General features: G+C 67.2%; 14 protein-coding genes. 7 read left to right on the top strand and 7 right to left on the bottom strand.

Features of this window, described 5'->3' with window-relative positions; translation table 11 throughout:
* Nucleotides 1-10: 10 nt before the first annotated feature.
* Together FHW58_RS23335 and FHW58_RS23330 are read left to right on the top strand one after the other, a co-directional pair.
* Nucleotides 11-1207 carry an acetyl-CoA C-acyltransferase gene (locus FHW58_RS23335; protein ID WP_179675583.1) on the top strand — a complete coding sequence of 399 codons (1197 nt, stop codon included), beginning with the start codon at nucleotides 11-13 and terminating at the stop codon, nucleotides 1205-1207.
* Between the two features lie 119 nt (nucleotides 1208-1326).
* Nucleotides 1327-2100 carry an enoyl-CoA hydratase gene (locus tag FHW58_RS23330; RefSeq protein WP_179675582.1) on the top strand — a complete coding sequence of 258 codons (774 nt, stop codon included), beginning with the start codon at nucleotides 1327-1329 and terminating at the stop codon, nucleotides 2098-2100.
* Here the strand turns inward: FHW58_RS23330 and FHW58_RS23325 are convergent.
* From FHW58_RS23325 to FHW58_RS23300, 6 genes are all read right to left on the bottom strand, one after another.
* Nucleotides 2097-2366, bottom strand: a complete 270-nt coding sequence (locus FHW58_RS23325; protein ID WP_179675581.1) for a hypothetical protein — start codon at nucleotides 2364-2366, stop codon at nucleotides 2097-2099. The two genes, FHW58_RS23330 and FHW58_RS23325, sit on opposite strands and share 4 nt — an antisense overlap.
* Before the next feature lie 83 nt (nucleotides 2367-2449).
* Nucleotides 2450-3112: a GntR family transcriptional regulator gene (locus FHW58_RS23320; RefSeq protein WP_179675580.1), complete on the bottom strand. Its 663-nt coding sequence runs from the start codon at nucleotides 3110-3112 to the stop codon at nucleotides 2450-2452.
* On the bottom strand, nucleotides 3109-4050 hold the full coding sequence (locus FHW58_RS23315; protein ID WP_179675579.1) for a dihydrodipicolinate synthase family protein: 942 nt from the start codon (nucleotides 4048-4050) through the stop codon (nucleotides 3109-3111). The genes FHW58_RS23320 and FHW58_RS23315 overlap by 4 nt, the downstream gene beginning before the upstream one ends.
* A gap of 53 nt (nucleotides 4051-4103) precedes the next feature.
* On the bottom strand, nucleotides 4104-5336 hold the full coding sequence (locus tag FHW58_RS23310) for an MFS transporter (protein WP_179675578.1): 1233 nt from the start codon (nucleotides 5334-5336) through the stop codon (nucleotides 4104-4106).
* Between the two features lie 138 nt (nucleotides 5337-5474).
* Entirely contained in the window at nucleotides 5475-6176 is a 702-nt protein-coding gene (locus tag FHW58_RS23305) for a LytTR family DNA-binding domain-containing protein (RefSeq protein WP_179675577.1), read from the bottom strand.
* Nucleotides 6173-7234, bottom strand: coding sequence for a sensor histidine kinase (locus FHW58_RS23300; protein WP_179675576.1), 1062 nt, complete (start codon nucleotides 7232-7234; stop codon nucleotides 6173-6175). Before FHW58_RS23300 ends, FHW58_RS23305 begins: the two co-directional genes overlap by 4 nt.
* 147 nt (nucleotides 7235-7381) lie before the next feature.
* Here FHW58_RS23300 and FHW58_RS23295 point away from each other — a divergent pair, with 147 nt between their 5' ends.
* The 4 genes from FHW58_RS23295 (at nucleotide 7382) to pnuC (ending at nucleotide 11455) form a co-directional block, all read left to right on the top strand.
* Complete coding sequence (locus FHW58_RS23295) at nucleotides 7382-7570, top strand: hypothetical protein (protein WP_179675575.1); 189 nt, start codon at nucleotides 7382-7384, stop codon at nucleotides 7568-7570.
* A 74-nt stretch (nucleotides 7571-7644) separates the two neighbouring features.
* Nucleotides 7645-8754, top strand: a complete 1110-nt coding sequence (locus FHW58_RS23290) for a catalase family protein (RefSeq protein ID WP_179675574.1) — start codon at nucleotides 7645-7647, stop codon at nucleotides 8752-8754.
* A gap of 114 nt (nucleotides 8755-8868) precedes the next feature.
* A complete protein-coding gene (locus FHW58_RS23285) occupies nucleotides 8869-10848 on the top strand; it encodes an ATP-binding protein (protein ID WP_179675573.1) in 1980 nt (659 codons plus the stop codon).
* Between the two features lie 37 nt (nucleotides 10849-10885).
* Complete coding sequence (gene pnuC, locus FHW58_RS23280) at nucleotides 10886-11455, top strand: nicotinamide riboside transporter PnuC (RefSeq protein WP_179675572.1); 570 nt, start codon at nucleotides 10886-10888, stop codon at nucleotides 11453-11455.
* Here the strand turns inward: pnuC and FHW58_RS23275 are convergent.
* Nucleotides 11452-12243: a response regulator gene (locus tag FHW58_RS23275; RefSeq protein WP_179675571.1), complete on the bottom strand. Its 792-nt coding sequence runs from the start codon at nucleotides 12241-12243 to the stop codon at nucleotides 11452-11454. The genes pnuC and FHW58_RS23275 overlap by 4 nt on opposite strands.
* A gap of 219 nt (nucleotides 12244-12462) precedes the next feature.
* Here FHW58_RS23275 and FHW58_RS23270 point away from each other — a divergent pair, with 219 nt between their 5' ends.
* The gene (locus FHW58_RS23270; RefSeq protein WP_229265471.1) at nucleotides 12463-13152 is read left to right on the top strand and encodes a molecular chaperone; all 690 of its coding nucleotides are present in this window, start codon (nucleotides 12463-12465) and stop codon (nucleotides 13150-13152) included.
* The last annotated feature ends 6 nt before the right edge of the window (nucleotides 13153-13158 follow it).

The raw sequence follows: 13158 nt of genomic DNA, 5'->3' as shown, positions 1-13158 counted from the left end.
GAATAAGACAATGAGCAAACAAGTTCAAGACGCATACATCGTTGCCGCGACCCGTACCCCTATCGGCAAAGCGCCGCGCGGCATGTTCAACAAGACCCGCCCGGACGACCTGCTGGTCAAGGTGATCCAGTCGGCACTGGCCCAGGCCCCTGGCCTGGACCCGGCGCTGATCACCGACGCCATCATCGGCTGCTCGTTCCCGGAAGCGGAGCAGGGCTTCAATATCGCCCGTCAATCGGTGCTGCTGGCCGGCCTGCCGAAGACTGTCGGCGGCGTCACCATCAACCGTTACTGCGCCTCGGGCATCACCGCCCTGGCGATGGCGGCCGACCGCATCCGCGTCGGCGAAGCTGATGTCATGCTGGCCGGCGGCGTGGAGTCGATGTCCATGGTGCCGATGATGGGCCATCACCCATCGATGAACCTCAACATGTTCACCGACGAAAACGTCGGCATGGCCTACGGCATGGGCCTGACCGCCGAAAAAGTGGCCGAGCAGTGGAAAGTGTCGCGTGAAGACCAGGACGCGTTCTCGGTCGAATCGCACCGCCGCGCCATCGCCGCGCAGCAGGCCGGCTTCTTCAAGGACGAAACCACCCCGGTCGAGATCATCACCCGCACGCCGGTTCTGGCTAGCGGCGAGATCAAGGTCAAGACCCGCACCGTCGACACCGACGAAGGCGCGCGTCCGGACACCAGCATGGAAGGCCTGGCCAAGCTGAAGCCGGTTTTCGCCGCCAAGGGTTCGGTCACCGCCGGCAACAGCTCGCAGATGTCCGACGGTGCCGGCGCGCTGCTGGTGGTGTCCGAGAAGATCCTGAAGGAACACAACCTGACGCCGCTGGCCAAGTTCTCGTCGTTCGCCGTCAAGGGCGTGCCGCCGGAAATCATGGGGATCGGTCCGAAGTTCGCGATTCCGGATGCGCTGAAAGCCGCCGGCATCACCCAGGACCAGCTGGACTGGATCGAGCTGAACGAAGCGTTTGCCGCGCAGGCGCTGGCGGTGATCCGCGATCTGGGCCTGGATCCGGCCAAGGTCAACCCGATGGGCGGCGCGATTGCACTGGGCCACCCGCTGGGCGCCACCGGCGCGATCCGCGCGGCGACCGTGGTACACGCACTGCGTCGCAACAACCTGAAATACGGCATGGTCACCATGTGCGTAGGCGCGGGCATGGGCGCGGCCGGCATCATCGAGCGCGTGTAATACAAACACAGCCAACACGTTGTCATTCCGGCGAAAGCCGGAATCCATACTTCGCTTGCGTTTCTGCGTTCTATGGGTTCCGGCCTTCGCCGGAACGACATCAGGCTTCGGAGACACACATGGAAATTTTAAGCAGCATTGAGAACGGCATCCTGACCCTGGAATTCAACCGTCCCGAGCGCAAGAACGCCATCACCGCCGCGATGTACCAGGCCATGGCCGACGCCCTGACCGCCGCCGAAACCGACACCGCCGTGCGCGCGATTCTGCTGACCGGCAAATCCGACATCTTCACCGCCGGCAACGACCTGGAAGACTTCATGAAAAACGCCCCGAGCAGCGGCGCGATTGAAGACCGTTCCGTCTACAAATTCATGATGGCGCTGAGCGGCTCGACCAAGCCGGTGGTGGCCGCGGTGGCCGGCAACGCGGTCGGCATCGGCACCACGCTGCTGATGCACTGCGACCTGGTCTACGCCGCCGACAACGCCAAATTCTCGATGCCGTTCGTGCAGCTCGGCCTGTGCCCGGAATTCGCCTCCAGCCTGCTGCTGACGCAAATCGCCGGCTACCCGCGCGCGGCCGAGAAACTGATGCTGGGCGAAGCCTTCGGCGCGCAGGAAGCGCTGGACATGGGCCTGATCTCGAAAGTGCTGCCGGTGGACGACCTGCGCGCGTTTGCGGAAGCCCAGGCCGCCAAACTGGTCGCCCTGCCAGCCAGCTCGATCCGCGTGACCAAAGAACTGATGAAAGCCGCCCGCAAAGCGCCAACCAGCGACGCCATTGCCGCCGAAAACACCCACTTCGGCAACATGCTGTCGTCCCCGGAAGCGAAGGAAGCCTTCATGGCCTTCTTCCAGAAACGCAAACCGGACTTCACCCAGTTCGCTTAATGCGGCAGGTAGCGCAGGGCAGCTAACAGCAAGCTGGCCTGCGCGACAGAAATGGTGACGAGCCATTTCAGCATATCCGCCTTGAGTGACTGGATCTGCTCCTTCACATACAACTCTACCCACACTTTCAGTCCCGCCAGGTCATCCTTGGTGGCAACTTGTGCCATCACCTCGGCCAGTACCTGCGCGTGTACCTCCGCCTGTTCGCGCGGTATGCCAACGGCTTCCAGTCGTTTGCAGTAGCCAAGAATATCGAGAGAGTTCATTCGGCCAGTATGCGCTCGACGCCACAAAATGCAAGTAGAGCCACTATGATGTGGCGCAATGCGAGGAGACCGGCAACCGGACCTTAACGGCGCTGCGATAAGATGAATTGTTCCAGATCCTTGCAGGCGTGTTCGATGTGGCGCTTCAGCAGCGCGGCGGCGGCGCGGACGTCGCCGCTGCGGCAGAGGCGGACCAGTTCCTCGTGTTCCTGCTGGGCTTGCTTGATGCTGTCGGCGCTCAGCGATAGCTGCATGCGCGTGTAGCGGTCGGTCTGCTGCAGCAGCGTGGCGACGATGGCGGCGGTGCGCGGCTGCTCGGCACGTGACAGCAGCACGTCGTGCAGGCGCGTGTTGAGCTCGCCCCAGCGGGTGGTGTGCTGCGCGTTCAGCTCGACCTGGTACTCGGCCAGGATGGCGTCCAGCTCGGCGTAGTCTGCCGCCGTCAACCGCGGCGCGGATTTCTTCAGCAGCAGCGGCTCCAGCAGCGCGCGCAGCATGAACAGCTCGCTGATCTCGTCGATCGACAGCCCGGACACCACCGCGCCCTTGTGCGGCACGATCTTGACCAGGCCTTCGCCCTCCAGCTGCACCAGCGCCTCGCGCACCGGTATCCGGCTGATGCCGAACTCGGCGGCGAGCGCATCCTGCCGCAGCGACACGCCTTCCGGCAATTCGCCCGACATGATCTTGCGGCGCAAGGCGTCGGCCGCCTGCTCCGCTACCGTGGTGACGGCAAAACCCTTCACGCCGCCACTTCTTTCGACCACTGCGCGTACCAGCTGCGGAACAGCCCGTACTGGGTTTCCGCGTAGCGGCGCTGGCTGGCGCTGAGGGCGTCGGTTTCGTTGAAGTGCAGCGTGTATTCCTGGTCGCCGTTCAGCACCATCAGGTATTTGTAGAACAGCACCAGGTCGGTGCCCTCGTCGAACGAGGACAGCACCAGCAGCGCCGCCTCCAGCTCGCGGGCCTGACGGCGCGCCACCGCGTCGCCAGCTGCCGCCTTGCGCGACAGCTCGACCAGGTGCAGCACCTCGCGCGGCAGCGCGTTGCCGATGCCGGTGATGGCGCCGGTCGCGCCGCAGTTGACGAAGCCGTGGAACACCTGCGTGTCCACGCCCACCATCAGCGTCACGTCATCGTCCTGGCTGGTGATGTGCTCGGCCGCATAGCGCAGGTCGGCGGCGCCGCCGAATTCCTTGAAGCCGATCAGGTTGGGGTGCTTGGCGCGCAGTTCGAAGAACAGGTCGGCGCGGGTGGCAAAGCCGTAGTACGGGCTGTTGTAGATCACCGCCGGCAGCGTGGGCGCGGCCGCCAGGATGGCCGAGAAGTGCGCCTTCTGCGCCGCCGGCGACGAGCCGCGCGACAGCAGGCGTGGAATCACCATCAGGCCCTGGGCGCCGACCTTGGCCGCGTGCGCCGCGTGCGCCACCGCTTCTTTCGAGTTGACCGCGCCGGTGCCGACGATGGTCGGCACGCCGGCCGCCACCAGCCGCGCCACGCCTTCCTGGCGCTGCGCCTCGCTCAGCAGCGGCCAGTCGCCCATCGAGCCGCAATACACCACCGCGCTCATGCCGGCATCGATCAGTTCGCGCGCCTTGCGCACCAGCGCGTCGTAGTCCGGCGTGCGGTCGGCGGTGCAGGGCGTCATCAGGGCCGGGATGGTGCCGGTGAAAATATTGCTCATAGTGCTTCCTTCAGGCTGCGGTGGAGGGGAGGTCATCGGCAGCCATCATATCCCTAATTTTGGATATTGTATACAATATGCGATCCAGCCGGCCGCGCCGGGCGGCGTTCCAGCCACACCGACAGCGCCAGCACGGCGATGCCGCCCATGGCCAGCGCCGCGCCCACCGGGCCGGTCGATTGCAGGCGCATGCCGTGCGCGATCGCCAGGCCGCCGCACCAGGCGCCGATGGCGTTGGCGCAGTTGAAGGCCGAGTGGTTGAGCGCGGCCGCCACCGTCTGGGCGTCGCCGGCCACGTCCATCAGGCGGGTCTGTACCGCCGGGCAGACGGCAATGCCGCAGCCGATGGCGAACAGGTTCAGCGCCACCGTCCACAGGTGCGCGCTGGAATAATAGAAGGCTGACAAGGCCAGCACGTTCCACACCAGGCCGCCGAAGATGGTCCACAGGCGCGAGCGGTCGGCCAGCCAGCCGCCCACCAGATTCCCCACTGTCATGCCCACGCCCATCAGGCCCAGCAGCACCGGCAGCATGGCCGGCGACACCCGGGTCACTTCCAGCAGGGTCGGCGTGACATAGGTGTAGATGGCAAACAGGCCGCCGAAGCCGATCGACACCATCAGCAGCGTCACCCACACCTGCAGGCGGCGGAACACGCCCAGTTCGCGCTGCGGGCTGGCGTCGCCGGCCGCCATGAAGGGCACGTAGCGGCCGACCATCAGCGCCGTGGTCACGCCCAGCGCGCCCACCACCAGGAAGGCCGAGCGCCAGCCGAAGCCCTGGCTCAGCCAGGTGGCCAGCGGCACGCCGAAGATGTTGGCGATGGTCAGGCCCAGCAGCACGCGCGACACCGCCTGCGCGCGCTTTTCCGGCACCGCCATCGCGGCCGCCACCAGCGCCGCCACGCCGAAGTAGGCGCCGTGCGGAATGCCGGCGATGAAGCGCGCCAGGATCAGCCCGGTATAGCCGGGAGCGGCGGCGCTGAGCAGGTTGCCGGCCGCGTACAGCGACATCAGCAGCATCAGCATGGCCTTGCGCGGCATGCGCGCGAGGAAAATGGCGATCAGCGGCGCGCCGACCACCACGCCCAGCGCGTAGGCGCTGATCATGTGGCCCATGTCGGGCAGCGTGGCGTGCAGGTCGCCGGCGACGACCGGCAGGATGGTCATGGAGGCGAACTCGCCGGTGCCGATGGCCAGGCCGCCGATGGCCAGCGCCAGGTTGGCCATGCCGGCGCCATGCGGGGCGGTGATGAGGGGAGTGTCGGAAATCTGTTCGTGGTGCATCGGGCGGGAGCGAAAACGCGGAAAAAAAGCGTCAACGATAGCATGTTTGGCGGGCGCATGCGGGAATCGCACACCCCGCACGGCCACCCCCTGGGGTCTGACCCCGTACGGGGTCAGACCCCGAACTTTTTTGCGGGGTCAGGCCGCTCTGTCGAGCAATGTCTTGCGGTAGCTGCGGCTGATCCGCAGGCGGACGCCCGTCGTCAGCACGGCTTCATGCTCGCCGTCGGAACCCAGTTCGATTGATTGCAGCCGGGCCAGGTTGATCATGGTGGAGCGGTGGATGCGGCAAAAGATGGCCGGATCAAGATCGCGTTCCAGTTCGGCGATGCTGCGGCGCAGCAGGTGCGTTTGCGCGCCCACGTGCAGCGAGGCGTAGTAGTCGGCGGCGCTGATCCAGTCGATCCCGGCCACCGGCACGAACAACACCTGGCCGGCCTGCTTGAGCACCAGCCGCGCCGGCGTTGGCGGACTGCGTTGCAGGCGTTCCCGCGCGCGCGCCAGCGCGGTGTTGAAGCGTTCGTCGCTGTAAGGCTTGAGCAGGTAGTCGAGCGCGCCGACGTCGAAGGCCCGCAGCGCGTGCTGGTCGTAGGCGGTGACGAAAACCACCGCCGGCGGCACGTCGCCGCCCAGCATTTCCAGCACGTCGAAACCATCGCACTCGGGCATCTGGATGTCGAGGAACAGCAGCTCCGGCCGCAGCGCGCGGACCGCCGCCAGCGCGGCGGCGCCGGTGTCGCAGTCGGCCAGTACCTCGATATCGGCGTGGCGGCGCAGCAGCGCCTTCAGGTTGGCGCGCGCCGGCGCCTCGTCGTCGACGATCAGGGCGCGCAGCTTCATGCCGCCACGCCGCGCAAAGGAATCGCAATATGCACTTCAACGCCGCCATCGCGGTTGCGCATGTCCAGCGCGTGATGGTCGCCATACAAGCCGCGCAAGCGCTCGCGCACATTGCGCCAGCCGATCCCCGCGCGTGGCGGCGCGGCGCCCGGCGGCAGCGCGGGACCATCGTTGTAGATGACGATGTCCAGCATCTCATCGATGGCGCCGATCGCCAGCCGTATCGCGCCGCCTTGCGCGCGCCGCGCCAGGCCGTGCTTGAAGCCATTCTCGACCAGCGGTTGCAGCAACAGGCTGGGAATACTGGCCGAGAGCAGCGCCTCCGGCGCCTGCACGCTGTACTGCAGGCGATCGCCGAAACGCATCTTCTGGATGGCGAAGTATTTATCCAGGAAGGCCAGTTCCTCGCCCAGCGAGATCAGGTTGCGATCCGAGTCGTCCAGTACGCGGCGCAGCAGTTCACTCAGGCCGGCGATGGTGTCGACGGCATCGTCGTTGCGCTGCTCGCGCACCAGGCCGGTGACGGTATTCAGGGTGTTGAACAGGAAGTGCGGCTCGATCTGCCGCCGCAAGCCGTCCAGCTGCGCCTTGACGCGTTCCGCCTGCTCCAGCAACAGCCGCTCGCGCGCATGCAGGCCGTAGCCGATGGCGAACACGGTGGCGTACAGCACCACATCGGTGATGATGCCGCCGACGAAGTGCTGATACCACAGCACCGTCCACGGCGGCGTGCCAGCCACCATCCACGGATTCAATCCATATTCCATGGTCGCGGTCCAGGTGGCGGACAGCATGCCGACCGCCAGGCAGGCGGCAAGATGCACGCACCAGGCGCGCCAGCCGCCACGGTGGCGGACGGCGAAGTCCATCCCCTGCCGCAGCACAGCGGGCGTGGCCAGCGCCCACACCAGCCAGTAGAAGAAGCGGAAGCAGAACAGCGCGGTCCACGCATGGTGCATGCCGGCGGTGCGCATCAGGAAGACGTTTTGCGTGGCGTCGAACAGCGCCAGGCCACACCAGACGGCGGCGATCCAGAGGCGGGTAGGGAGAGTATGCATGCGCTCACGATAAACGAGAATCGCGCGCCCAGGCAAACAATGCAGCGAAACGCCGGCGTGCTGCAGCCGGCACGCTGGCCGGCGCCGCGGCCGGCGGCGACACTGGCGGTTCATTCATCTTCAAGGAAATACCATGATTACGCCGACATGTTTCACCAGACCTTCCCCGACGTGCAACTGGTGCGCGAGGTGCGCTATGTGCAGGCCGACCCGCACACCTACACCGCCGGCGGGCTGACCTCCGGCATCGACCTGGCGCTGCACATCGTGGCGCAGCGCTTTGGCGAGCAACAGGCGCGGCGCACGGCGGACTTCCTGGAATACCAGAAGCGTTGAGCCAGTGTGCGTCACGCCACAGACGCCAGCGGCGGCGGCGCGGATGATGGGGAGAGACTAGCGCGAGGAGCATCATGGATTTCCCCACCAGACATTTACAGCAGCCGCTGCCCTACGACCCGTCCTATGAAGTGCCGGAGGACGGCGAGGCCGACACCATCGCCGGCCTGACCGAGGCCATGCACGGCATCGCCGACACGGTCGACAAGGACACCGGCCACGCCCACCGCGGCGTGCATGCCAAGAGCCACGGCATCCTGCGCGGCGCGCTGCGGGTGCTGGACAACCTGCCGCCGGATTACGCCCAGGGCCTGTTCGGCCATCCGGGCGGCACCTGGCCGGTGGTCATGCGCCTGTCGACCACGCCCGGCGATCTGCTGGACGACAAGGTGTCCACGCCACGCGGCATGGCCATCAAGGTGATCGGCGTGCCGGGCGAGCGCCTGCCGGACGGCGCCGGCGACGTCACCCAGGATTTCGTCATGGTCAACGGCCCGGTGTTCCTGGCGCCCAACGCCAGGCAGTTCCTCGGCAGCGTCAAGCTGCTGGCCGCCACCACCGACAAGGCGCCCGGCCTGAAGAAGGCGCTGTCGACCGCGCTGCGCGGCGTCGAGCAGGTGGTGGAGGCGGTGGGCGGCGAGAGCGCCACGCTGAAGGGCCTGGGCGGCCATCCGGAAACCCATCCCCTGGGCGAGACCTTCTTCACCGCCGCGCCCATCCTGTACGGCCGCTACATGGCCAAGCTGTCGCTGGCGCCGGTGTCGCCCGAGCTGGCGGCATTGAAGGACCGGCCGGTCGACCTGGCGCACAAGCCCAACGGCCTGCGCGCGGCCGTGGTCGATTTCATGACCGAGCACGCGGCCGAGTGGGAGCTGCGGGTGCAGCTGTGCACCGACCTGGCCAGCATGCCGATCGAGGATGCGGCGGTGGAGTGGCAGGCGCCGTGGGTGGCGGTGGCGCGCATCCGCGCCGAGGCGCAGGCCGGCTGGACCCACGGGCTGTCGGTGCTGGTCGATGACGGCATGCAGTTCAATCCGTGGCATTGCGTGGCCGCGCACCGGCCGATCGGTTCCATCATGCGCGTGCGGCGCGCAGTGTACGCGGCCTCGGCCCGCTTCCGCGCCGAACGCAACGGCGCGCCGCTGGCCGAGCCGCGCAACCTCGACCACTGGCGCGAACACTAGCCGCGCCGCCAGCGCCCGACCTCAACGCGAAACAATTGCCGTACGGCAGCACTGTATTGTGCGCCGCCGTACGCTACAGTTGCTACTATTTCGCTTTCTGGTTCGGAACTCATTATGCTGGCTCACTCCCTCCCGCTCGCTGACCCGCCGCTGCCGCGTTTTATCGGCAGTGGCACCCCCATGCGCGAGCTGGTGCGGGCGCATCGCTGGGACGACACGCCGCTGGGGCCGATCGACGGCTGGCCGGCGTCGCTGCGCGGCGCGGTCAGCATCGTCATGCACTCGGTGCATCCGATGTTCCTGTGGTGGGGCGAGGAGCTGACGCAGCTGTACAACGACGCCTACGTGCCCTGTTTCGGCGCCGGCAAGCATCCGGCCGCGCTGGGGCAGGCCGGGCGCCAGTGCTGGCCGGAGATCTGGCACATCATCGGGCCGCAGATCGAGGAGGTGCGCCAGGGCGGCGAGCCGCGCTGGTATGCCGACAACCTGGTGCCGATCTGGCGCAACGGCCGCATCGAGGACGTCTACTGGAGCTACACCTACACGCCGGTGTACGACGAGCGCGACGAGGTGGGCGGGGTGCTGGTGGTGTGCACCGAAACCACCGCGCAGGTGCTGGCCGAACGCCGCCGCCACGCGCTGGACCTGCTGGCGCGCCGCCTGCTGGGCTGCCGCAGCGACGATGACGTCCATGCCGCCGTGGCGCAGTCGGCCACCGACAATCCGGGCGACCTGCTGGACGTGGTGCTGCTGAGCGGCGACGCCGCCGGCGCGGTGCGCTCCAGCGCCGAGGTGCTGGTGATCCATGGCGCCGAGCTGCAACTGTGCGACGCGCTGGCGCTGGCCTTCCAGCTGTCGCCGCGGCTGCCGCTGGACAGCGCCTACCGCCAGTTCCTGGAACAGTTCACCGCCACCGTCTGCGCCACGCTGAGCCGGCTGCAGAGCGACCGCGCGCTGGCCCAGGCCATGGCCGAGAGCGAGCGCCTGAACACCGACCTCAATCTGTCCTCGCGCATCAAGGACGAATTCCTGGCCATGCTGGGGCACGAGCTGCGCAATCCGCTGGCGCCCATCGTCACCGCGCTCAAGCTGATGAAGCTGCGCGGCCAGGCCGGCGACACCGGCCAGGAGCAGGCCGTGATCCAGCGCCAGGTCGACCACCTGGTGCGGCTGGTGGACGATCTGCTGGACGTGTCGCGCATTGCCAGCGGCAAGGTCGAGCTGCGCAAGGAAACCGTGGCGCTGGCCGAGGTGCTGAACAAGGCTGTCGAGATGGCCAGCCCGCTGCTGGAGCAGAAGCAGCACCGCCTGCTGGTGGATGTGCCGACGGTGCGCTGGCATGGCGATCCGGCGCGGCTGGCGCAGGTGGTGTCCAACCTGCTGAGCAACGCGGCGCGCTACACGCCGGCCGGCGGCCACGTCACGCTGGCCACCCGCGTCAAGGGCGGCACGGTGCAGATCCAGGTCACCGACGACGGCAACGGCATCCCGGCGCAGCTGCTGCCGCACATCTTCGACCTGTTCGTGCAGGGCAACCGCCAGCTGGACCGCGCCAAGGGCGGCCTCGGCATCGGCCTGGCGCTGGTGCGCAACCTGGTGCAGATGCACGGCGGCCAGGTCAGCGCCTACAGCGCTGGCGAGGGCCGCGGCAGCACCTTCACCATCACGCTGCCCGATTCGGTGGTGGCCGAGGCGGACGCGGCGCCCTTGCCGGCACCGGCGGCGGCGCTGGAGCAGGGCAGCGGCCTGCGGGTGCTGGTGGTGGACGACAACCAGGACGCCGCCGACTCGCTGGGCGAGCTGCTGTCCGCGCTGGGCTACCAGCCGACGGTGGCTTACGATCCGGCGCATGCGATCGCGCTGGCCGCGGCCGGCATGCCGCAGGTGGCCATCCTCGACATCGGCCTGCCGGGCATGGACGGCTTCGAACTGGCCGGCCACCTGCGCCAGCTGCCCGGCGGCACCGCGCTGAAGCTGGTGGCGCTGTCCGGCTACGGCCAGGAAAACGACAAGACGCGCAGCCGCGCGGCCGGCTTTGCCGCCCACCTGGTCAAGCCGATCAACATCGCCGAGTTGCAGCGGTCCCTGTCCTGAGCGAGAATAGCCGTTCGCCCACCTGCAAGGACCGCCCTTGATCTCTCCGCTGGAAGTCGCCGCCAACGCCGTCATGGCTGTTTCCATCGTGCTGTCCGGGCGCAACAACATTCATTCGTGGTGGATCGGCGTGGTGGGCTGCGCCATGTTCGCCGCGCTGTTCTACAGCGTCAACCTGTACGCCGACGTGGCCTTGCAGCTGTTCTTCATCGTCACCTGCCTGATCGGCTGGCTGCAATGGCTGCGCGGCGCCGGCGGCGCGCCGCTGCCGATCACCCACGCCCGCCTGCGCGCGCTGGGCTGGATGACGGCGACCGGCCTGCTGGCCAGCGCCGCCTACGGCCTGATGCTGCAGGCTTACACCAACGCCTACGCCCCCTTCATCGATTCGGCGGTGCTGATGTTCAGCGTGGTGGCGCAGCTGCTGCTGATGGGGCGGCGGGTGGAAACCTGGCCGTTCTGGCTGCTGGTGAACACGGTGTCGGTGCCGCTGTACGCCAGCCGCGGCCTGTACCTGACGGCGCTGCTGTACGCCGCCTACTGGCTCAACGCGCTGGCCTCGTGGCTGTTCTGGCGGCGCCAGATGCGGGCCCAGGCCGCCGCCTAGGCTTTCTTCTGGATCGCCTGGCGGTAGGCGCTGGGCGTCACGCCCATGCGCTCGCGGAAGGCGGTGGCGAAGTTGCCGGCGTTGTTAAAGCCGATCAGCAGGGCGATGTCCTGCACGTCGATATCGGTGTCCTTCAATAATTCCTCGCCCCGGCGGATGCGCTCCTCGCGGATGAAGCCGAACACCGTCATGCCGGTCTGCTCGCGGAACACCTGCGACAGCTTCTCGCGGTAGGTGCCGACGCTGCGGGCGATCTCGGCCAGGCCGGGCAGCGCCGCCAGGTTGTCGGCGATCAGGCGCTTGACGGCGTTGACCAGCACCGCGTCCGGATCGCTTTCGGCCTCCGGCTCGGGGGCGTCGGCCGCGCCTGGCGCCGGCGGCGGGTGCTGGTGGCGCTTGGCCAGATTCAGGTGGACCTGGATGCGCGCCGCCAGCTCGCCCGGCGAAAACGGCTTGGAGACGAAATCGACGCCGCCGATCGACAGGCCGAGGATGCGGTCGTCGTCGGCGTCGGCGCCGCTGAGGAAAATCACCGGAATGTCCTGCGTGACCGGATTGGCCTTGAGCAGGCGGCAGGCGGTGTAGCCGTCCATATTCGGCATGCGCACGTCCAGCAGGATCAGGTCGGGGCGGTTGGCCAGCGCCAGCTGGTAGCCCTGCAGGCCGTTGAACGCGACCGACACTTTGTAAGGCAGTTCGCTCAGCAAATCCGTCAGCATGCGCTGCTCGAACGCGGAATCGTCCACGATCAGGATCTTGCTGCGGGTGCTTTCAACGGTGGTCTGCATGGGCGGCCCCGGAAATTTGGTTGATAAAGTTTTATCACTCCCTGTTGCGTATTATGCCTATCTTTCGAATATTTTTGATAGTTTTCTACGCTTGCAAAACAGTTGTCGCGTCCACCAAAAGCAGGTTTTTTTTAGATAGCCAATAATGGCCTCCAGAGTTGATAGCAAGCAACCGGAGGCGGGATGACAGGGGCGCGCGCGTTACTACGGGGATGGCTGATGGCCGCATGGCTGGCGTTGCCGGCGTCGGCCGCCAATCTGCAGATTTCGCCGGTGATGATCTTGCTGCGCGCCGGCCAGGGCGCCACCGGCATCACCATGCAGAACCTGGGCGAGGCGCCGGTGTATGGCCAGGTGCGGGTGTTCCAGTGGGACCAGAAGGATGGCGACGATGTGCTGACGCCGACCCAGGACGTGGTGGCCAGCCCGCCGATCATCCAGATCGGCGCCAAAAGCAGCCAGATCATCCGGCTGGTGCGGCGCAGCGAGCAATTGCCGGCCGCCGAGCTGACCTACCGCATCCTGATCGACGAGATCCCCAAGGACGACGGCCCGGCCAGCGGCGTCGACATCCGCCTGCGCTACTCGGTGCCGCTGTTCGTGCTGCCGGCCGACGAGCGGGCGGCGCCGGCGCTGGCGTGGTCGGTGTTCCGGAAGGATGGTTTTTGGATGTTGCGAGTCCGCAACAGCGGCACCCAGCGCGCACAGATCGGCGCGCTGGAACTGAGCAACGCCGCCGGCAAGCAGTTCGAGATCGCCGCCGGCCTGTTTGGTTATGTGCTTGCGGGAAAGGTGCGCGAATGGCGCCTGCCCACGTCTGGCGACGCCGATCTGAGCGGGACGTTGGCGGTCAAGGCCAACATCAATTCCCGGCCGATCAGCGCCAGCACCGTGGCCAGGGTGGACTGACCCGGC

This window comes from Duganella sp. 1224, assembly GCF_013408245.1.
Taxonomy (GTDB): Bacteria; Pseudomonadota; Gammaproteobacteria; order Burkholderiales; family Burkholderiaceae_D; genus Rugamonas.
Note: the sequence above shows the minus strand (reverse complement) of the source record. Positions and strands in the feature narration are given on the sequence as shown.

Bases quoted from the DNA above. Each gene is read 5' to 3' on its own strand.
- FHW58_RS23310 (WP_179675578.1), bottom strand. From the start codon at position 5,336: ATGCACCACGAACAGATTTCCGACACTCCCCTCATCACCGCCCCGCAT.
- FHW58_RS23335 (WP_179675583.1), top strand. From the start codon at position 11: ATGAGCAAACAAGTTCAAGACGCATACATCGTTGCCGCGACCCGTACC.
- FHW58_RS23325 (WP_179675581.1), bottom strand. From the start codon at position 2,366: ATGAACTCTCTCGATATTCTTGGCTACTGCAAACGACTGGAAGCCGTT.
- FHW58_RS23300 (WP_179675576.1), bottom strand. From the start codon at position 7,234: ATGCATACTCTCCCTACCCGCCTCTGGATCGCCGCCGTCTGGTGTGGC.
- FHW58_RS23305 (WP_179675577.1), bottom strand. From the start codon at position 6,176: ATGAAGCTGCGCGCCCTGATCGTCGACGACGAGGCGCCGGCGCGCGCC.
- FHW58_RS23275 (WP_179675571.1), bottom strand. From the start codon at position 12,243: ATGCAGACCACCGTTGAAAGCACCCGCAGCAAGATCCTGATCGTGGAC.
- FHW58_RS23270 (WP_229265471.1), top strand. From the start codon at position 12,463: ATGGCCGCATGGCTGGCGTTGCCGGCGTCGGCCGCCAATCTGCAGATT.
- FHW58_RS23295 (WP_179675575.1), top strand. From the start codon at position 7,382: ATGTTTCACCAGACCTTCCCCGACGTGCAACTGGTGCGCGAGGTGCGC.
- FHW58_RS23285 (WP_179675573.1), top strand. From the start codon at position 8,869: ATGCTGGCTCACTCCCTCCCGCTCGCTGACCCGCCGCTGCCGCGTTTT.
- FHW58_RS23290 (WP_179675574.1), top strand. From the start codon at position 7,645: ATGGATTTCCCCACCAGACATTTACAGCAGCCGCTGCCCTACGACCCG.
- FHW58_RS23330 (WP_179675582.1), top strand. From the start codon at position 1,327: ATGGAAATTTTAAGCAGCATTGAGAACGGCATCCTGACCCTGGAATTC.
- FHW58_RS23315 (WP_179675579.1), bottom strand. From the start codon at position 4,050: ATGAGCAATATTTTCACCGGCACCATCCCGGCCCTGATGACGCCCTGC.